The following is a 6,511-nucleotide window of genomic DNA, read 5'->3' on the forward strand; positions in this document are numbered from 1 at the left end:
AAACGATCTTAAAAACTAAATTTATTTAGTAAGTTATTTTATTAGTCGTAAACGTAAACTATTAAGTATTACACTTACACTGGATAATGCCATCATTAGACTTGCTAAAGAAGGGTTAATCTGCATTTTTATATTTAAAGCATACATAACCCCTGCTGCAAGAGGAATACAAATAATATTATAAAGAAAAGCCCAAAAGAGATTTTGTCGAATCATTCTTACCGTTTTTTTGCTTAAAAGAATAGCTTCAGGGATAGATAGCAAATCGTCTCCCATTAATGTTACTTGAGCTATATCCATAGCAACATCAGTACCTTTACTTATAGCTATACTTACATCAGAAAGAGCTAATGCTTGAGTATCATTAATACCATCGCCTACCATTGCTACTGTATTACCTTCAGCTTGTAATTTGCTTACCAAGTTGCCTTTGTCTTGTGGCTGCACTCTACTAAAGTAGTTTTTTATTCCTACCCTATCAGCCCAATACTGTGTAGCTTCCGCAGTATCTCCACTTATCATATATATCTTTATGTTACGCTCTTGCAGTAGCTTTATAGCCTTAAGAGCATTTGGCTTTAAACTTTCACGCTCTTTAATAGAAAGATTATCCGATTTAGTAAAATCTATATTTAGGTTTGGTATAGTAAGTGTACCTGTTTTATCTATTACAAGGGCATTAACCTTACATAGCTGTTCCATAGCAGTAGCATCTTTAATAAGTATTTTATGTTCAGCAGCTTTACCCATTCCTACCATTAAAGCAGTAGGAGTTGCTAAACCCATTGCGCAAGGACAAGCTATTATAAGCACTGATACCGCAGACAATATAGCTTGTGGCAATACTGCATTACCACCTATAAACCACCATAATAAAAATGTTATAAATGATATGCTTACTATTGCTGGAACAAAAACAGATGCTACTTTGTCTACAAGACGTTCTATGGGTGCTTTAGATGCTTGTGCTTGTATCACCATATTAATAATCTGTGCCAACGCAGTATATTCTCCTATCTGCTGCGCTCGCATACGAAACTTACCTTGTGTGGGTATAGTGCCTGCAAGAACCTTTGCCCCTTTTTCCTTTTCTACAGGTGTAGGCTCTCCTGTTATCATGCTCTCGTCAATGTAAGAAGCTGTAGGATTCATAAAACTTTCAGCCCATATAACCTCTCCATCTACAGGAACTTTTTCTCCTGGACAAACCTCTATTATATCTCCAACCTCAATAGCAGATATTGGCACTTCTGCTATTTTATTACCATTAACTACATGTGCTTTTTTAGGAGACATCTTCATTAACTTTCGAATAGATGATGCTGTGTTATCTTTTGCCCATTCTTCTATTAATCTGCCTGTAAGAACAAATGTAATTATCATTACAGAAGAGTCGAAGTATGTATGCCATTCTATATTATTTTTCCCCCAGACTTCATTGCCCCAAAACACGTTAAACGTACTAAAAATAAAAGCTACAGAAGTAGATATTGTAACAAGGGTATCCATACAAGCAGAGCGATGCTTTATTTGTCGCCAAGCTGTGATATAAAACTGTCTACCACAATAGTAAATATTTAGTAAAGCTATTATCATAGCAAGCTGATTATTCATCAGTTTATTTCCTATAGATATCCACCCCATGCATATAGCCATTATAAATATAGAAAATATCCATGAAAGAACTGTTTTACGTTTAAGACGGGTATAATATATTTTTTCTGTTTTTTCAGTAGAAGTATCTTTATCTATGATAAGATCATATCCCAGATTATTTATTTCTTTTTTCATTGTTTCTAAAGAAATAATATCAGGATTAAAGTCAATTAAAACTGAACGTCCAATCAAAGATACTTTTGCCGAAGATACTCCTTTTAATGAAGAAAGTGTCCGCTCTATATTTGCAGAGCAAGCCGAACATGCCATTCCTACTATAGGTAAAGTCTGTTTCATATTGATGCTTTCTTTTAAATACTTTTATAAGATTATTTCAAACCTACCTACGCCCTCTACAGCTTCTTTTATCTGTTTATTAGAAACTATTACACTCTCATCATATTCTATTGTTAAACTGCCTTTTTCAAGATCTACCTCTGCATTACTTACATATTCTAATTTTTTTACAGCCGTTTCTATATTTGTCTTACAATGCTGGCATTTCATGCCTTTTACTTTAAAAATCTTTTTAATCATAACTGTTTATCTATATTTTTTATTATATTTACATTATCTTTTGTATACTTTTATATAAGATATTACTGCTGCTTTGTTAAAACTATATCTTCATATCTAAGCTCTCTAAAAGTATATATTATAATAGGTATGGTCAGTATAAATGCTAAAAAATCACTTACGCTTTGGCACATTTCTACTCCACTTAACCCACATATTTGTGGTAATATTATTATTAATGGAATAAAAAATAATCCTTGCCTTGCTGCTGCAAGTGTGTTGGCACGCCATGGTTTTCGACAAGTTTGTGCCATCATATTGCTAACTAATATAAATGCGTTTAAAGGAAGAACTATCATCTGACAACGTAAAGCAACTACACCTATTTTAATTACTTTAGGATCATCTCTAAATATTCCTATTAACGAACTACTAAAGAACAATCCTATAACAGAGCAAATAATCAGAAAAGAAGTACCTATAACTACAGTAAATTTGAAGGCATCTGTAAGTCTGCGATAAAGTTTTGCACCATAACAAAATCCACAAACAGGTTGGAATCCTTGTCCCCAACCAATCACAGCTGCAAAGATAAGCATACAGATACGTGTTACTATGCTTATAGCGGCAATAGCTGAGTCGCCATAATGACTGGCAGCTACATTAAGCATCATAGTAGCTATGCTTGCTAATCCTTGACGCATAAGAGAAGGACTACCACCAAGAAATATTTCTTTCATAGCTTTATATGATATTTTTATATTATTAAGCTGAATGCCTATATTCTCACCACTATGTGTCATAAAAAGAAGAATCCCCCATGATGTTATCTGACCTATAACAGTAGCTATTGCTGCACCTCTAATCCCCATTCCCAAAGTAAATATAAAAAAAGGATCTAATACTATAGTAACAACTACACCTGTTATAATGCCATACATAGCATATGTAGCATTTCCCTGTAAACGCATCTGATTGTTTAATGTAAGTGAAGATGTTACAAAAGGAGCACCAATAAGTATTATGGTCATAAAATTTAAGATATAAGGCAGAGTAGTAGGTGTACTACCTAAAAAATGAGCTAAAGGAATACGCAGCAATTCTCCAAATAAGGTTATAAGTATGCCGAAACAAAAAGAATAGAAAAAGCCGGTAGATGCCATTACACATGCTTTTTCTTGATGTTGTGCTCCTAATTCGCGTGAAATATAATTACCCGATCCGTGTCCAAAGAAAAAACCTACAGCCTGAATAAGGAACATTAAAGAAAAAACTATTCCTACGGCAGCAGTATCTTGTGTACTTAATTGTCCCACAAAATAAGTATCTACAATATTATAAAATCCTGTTACAAGCATAGATACCATAGTGGGTAATGCCATGGTTATAATTACTTTATGTAGTGGTCCTTTTGTTAAATATGTGTAATTATCAACGCTATGATGCATAATGTGTTATCCTAAAAATATATCTTATAATGCGCAAATACTTTTAGAGTTATCACAACTCTAAAAGTATTTGTACAATGCGCTCAGCTGACCTACCGTCCCAACGGTCTGGTATGCCTGACTTTTTCCATTTTCCATTTACTATTTTCTTTACCATTATAGAAAGAGTATCAGGATTTTCACCTACCAACACATTAGAACCTACTGTAACAGTTTCTATATGTTCGGTATAGCTATTTAAAGTTATACAAGGAACACCATTAAATGTTGCTTCTTCTGCTACATTGCCAGAATCGGTTACTACACCCATAGCATGCGCACTTATATAACTAAATTCTAAAAATCCTAAAGGAGGTATGATATGAAAATTACTTATATCGATATTATTTTTTAAAGCTATTTCCTTTACTATGGCTGTAGCTGAAGGGCGTAAGGGTGCTATAATAGGCACACTTTGAGAACTTTCTATTAAAGATTTAAGTAGCCTATAGAGTTCTGCTTCTTCGTTAAGGAGCTTTTTACGATTTATAGTAAATAACAAATACTTACCTTGCTTAATATCTATATTTGCAAGCTCTTTTATTGAGGACAAATTTATATTTGCCATTAATTTTCTATTATTACGAATATTGTCTATCAAAATATTACCTACCATATATACCTTTGATAGCTCTGCCCCCTCTTTATTTGCTATACTATTATTGCTAACACCTGCCGTAAAAAGAATATCTGATAATCCATCTATTACTAAACGATTAATTTCTTTAGGCATTGTAATGTCAAAAGAACGAGTACCTGCTGCAATATGTACTAAGGTAAGAGCTTGCTTTTTTGTTACTATAGCTGCAGCCATAGTAGAAGCAAGATCATCTACTACTATAACAACATCGGTCGGATGTGTCTGAAGATACAATTCAAACATAGACATTACCTGACCTGTTAGCTCATTAAGATTTGCACTATCTGCACCAAGATACTCTGTTGGGGGCATTATCTGCAAATCCTCAAAAAGCTTATCCTCTATTGTAGGATCATCTTTTCCTCCAGCATAGACAAGAGTGTATGTTATACACTCTTGCTTACTTATTGCTTTTATAATAGGTGCTACCTTCATAAAATTGGGGCGTGCACCACAAAAAATACATATCTTTAAAGATTTTCTATTCATTTATATATTATATACCTTTTATTTTTCTTTAAACATATCCTTAATTCCGCCTATAGACCCCATCAAATTAGATGCTTCAAATGGCAGATAAACAGTCTTCTGATTGTTATTCTTAGCTAAATCGCTAAGCATCTGGATATATTTTTGTGCTATAAGATAATTAGCAGGATTAGTACTCTGCCCTACTGCATCTGTTATTTTTTGTATGGCTATAGCTTCTGCTTCTGCCTTACGAATGCGAGCCTCAGCTTGTCCATCTGCTATTAGTATCTGTTGCTGTTTATTAGCTTCTGCACGATTTATCATAGAAGTTTTTTCTCCTTCCGACTGCAAAATAGCTGCTTGCTTTTCTCCTTCACTCGTAAGTATTGTAGCACGCTTATTACGCTCTGCTTGCATCTGTTTCTCCATTGCCTGAAGAACACTTTCTGGGGGAGTAATGTCTTGTAACTCTACACGATTAACCTTTATTCCCCACTTATTTGTAGCATCATCTAAAACTGAACGTAGCTTAGTGTTAATAGTATCACGCGAGGTAAGAGTTTGATCAAGTTCCATCTCACCTATTATATTACGCAAAGTAGTTTGTGTAAGTTTCTCAATAGCGTTAGGAAGATTGTTAATTTCGTATACAGCCTTAAAAGGATCTACTATCTGAAAATAAAGCAAAGCATTTATCTGCATCTGAATATTATCCTTTGTTATTACATTTTGACGAGCAAAATCGTAAACTTGCTCTCTTAGGTCTATAGAATTAGTATATGCATATCTACCAGAACGTAGCGCAATAATTTCCTTAGCATGATCCATAAACGGAATAATAACATTTATACCAGGCTGCAGAGTTGCATGATATTTACCTAAACGTTCTATTATCTTTGTTTCGCTTTGCGAGATAATAACTAACGATTTCTTTACTATGATTATTGCTAATAATATTATAGCAATAAGGATATAAATTGTAATGTCCATATTAAATAAAGTTTTAATGAATAATTTTTTCTTTCTGAATATTATCAACAACGCTCAACAGTAACAATAATAGAATCGCGAGCTACTATTTTCACCTGCTCTCCTACCTCTATTGTTGTAGGACTTATGCTATATGCCTTCCAATAATCGCCATCTATCTGTACTCTACCAAAACCTCCTCCTGCTTTTATAGGCTCTGTAATAAGCCCCTTACGACCAATAAGCGCATCAGCATTACTTGGCCGTACCTTCTCATTATGATGAAAATATTTTAATATAATAGGGCGCACAAAGATAATGCTCAAAACAGAACATACCGCAAAGATAATTATCTGAAAAACAATGCTATCTATGAAACAAGATAATATAGCTGTAAGTAAACCGGCTATAGCAAAACACATTAAAAAGAAGTCGCCTGAAGTAAGCTCTAAAATTAGGCAAAGTAAGCAAACAAGCGACCATATCAGCCAAATGTTTTGTACAAAATAATCCATCATAAAACAGTTATAATTAATGTTACGTTGTAAAGTTAAGAAAAAAAACTATTTAAACAAAGATTTTTCTTAAAAACTGGTTCCTATAAATATAATAAAAATGATATAATTACCAAAATAAACATATCATTGTAGTAAGATAACATTAGATTTTTAGTAAAAACGTTCTGTATTTATTCTAAAAATAAGCGTATTTTACAATAAAAAAGAAATCTCTATGAGACGTTTTTAATCTATTTTTATATAAAAAATAGATT

General features: G+C 33.1%; 6 protein-coding genes. All 6 read right to left on the reverse strand.

What is annotated here, in order from left to right; translation table 11 throughout:
* Positions 1-33 precede the first annotated feature (33 nt).
* The gene (locus tag HMPREF9018_RS07255; protein ID WP_008449887.1) at positions 34-1,953 is read right to left on the reverse strand and encodes a heavy metal translocating P-type ATPase; all 1,920 of its coding nucleotides are present in this window, start codon (positions 1,951-1,953) and stop codon (positions 34-36) included.
* A gap of 24 nt (positions 1,954-1,977) precedes the next feature.
* Positions 1,978-2,193 carry a cation transporter gene (locus tag HMPREF9018_RS07260; RefSeq protein ID WP_008449930.1) on the reverse strand — a complete coding sequence of 72 codons (216 nt, stop codon included), beginning with the start codon at positions 2,191-2,193 and terminating at the stop codon, positions 1,978-1,980.
* A gap of 62 nt (positions 2,194-2,255) precedes the next feature.
* A complete protein-coding gene (locus HMPREF9018_RS07265; RefSeq protein ID WP_008449929.1) occupies positions 2,256-3,620 on the reverse strand; it encodes an MATE family efflux transporter in 1,365 nt (454 codons plus the stop codon).
* Positions 3,621-3,672: 52 nt separating this feature from the next.
* Positions 3,673-4,788: a UDP-N-acetyl glucosamine 2-epimerase gene (locus HMPREF9018_RS07270; RefSeq protein WP_008449888.1), complete on the reverse strand. Its 1,116-nt coding sequence runs from the start codon at positions 4,786-4,788 to the stop codon at positions 3,673-3,675.
* Positions 4,789-4,806: 18 nt separating this feature from the next.
* Positions 4,807-5,760 carry an SPFH domain-containing protein gene (locus tag HMPREF9018_RS07275; protein ID WP_008449913.1) on the reverse strand — a complete coding sequence of 318 codons (954 nt, stop codon included), beginning with the start codon at positions 5,758-5,760 and terminating at the stop codon, positions 4,807-4,809.
* Between the two features lie 44 nt (positions 5,761-5,804).
* Positions 5,805-6,257, reverse strand: coding sequence for an NfeD family protein (locus HMPREF9018_RS07280; RefSeq protein WP_019036625.1), 453 nt, complete (start codon positions 6,255-6,257; stop codon positions 5,805-5,807).
* Positions 6,258-6,511 lie beyond the last annotated feature (254 nt).

The organism is Prevotella amnii CRIS 21A-A, from assembly GCF_000177355.1.
Lineage (GTDB): Bacteria > Bacteroidota > Bacteroidia > Bacteroidales > Bacteroidaceae > Prevotella > Prevotella amnii.

Excerpts from the sequence above, each read along its gene's own strand:
- HMPREF9018_RS07255 (WP_008449887.1), bottom strand. The coding sequence starts at position 1,953 with ATGAAACAGACTTTACCTATAGTAGGAATGGCATGTTCGGCTTGCTCT.
- HMPREF9018_RS07260 (WP_008449930.1), bottom strand. The coding sequence starts at position 2,193 with ATGATTAAAAAGATTTTTAAAGTAAAAGGCATGAAATGCCAGCATTGT.
- HMPREF9018_RS07265 (WP_008449929.1), bottom strand. The coding sequence starts at position 3,620 with ATGCATCATAGCGTTGATAATTACACATATTTAACAAAAGGACCACTA.
- HMPREF9018_RS07270 (WP_008449888.1), bottom strand. The coding sequence starts at position 4,788 with ATGAATAGAAAATCTTTAAAGATATGTATTTTTTGTGGTGCACGCCCC.
- HMPREF9018_RS07275 (WP_008449913.1), bottom strand. The coding sequence starts at position 5,760 with ATGGACATTACAATTTATATCCTTATTGCTATAATATTATTAGCAATA.
- HMPREF9018_RS07280 (WP_019036625.1), bottom strand. The coding sequence starts at position 6,257 with ATGATGGATTATTTTGTACAAAACATTTGGCTGATATGGTCGCTTGTT.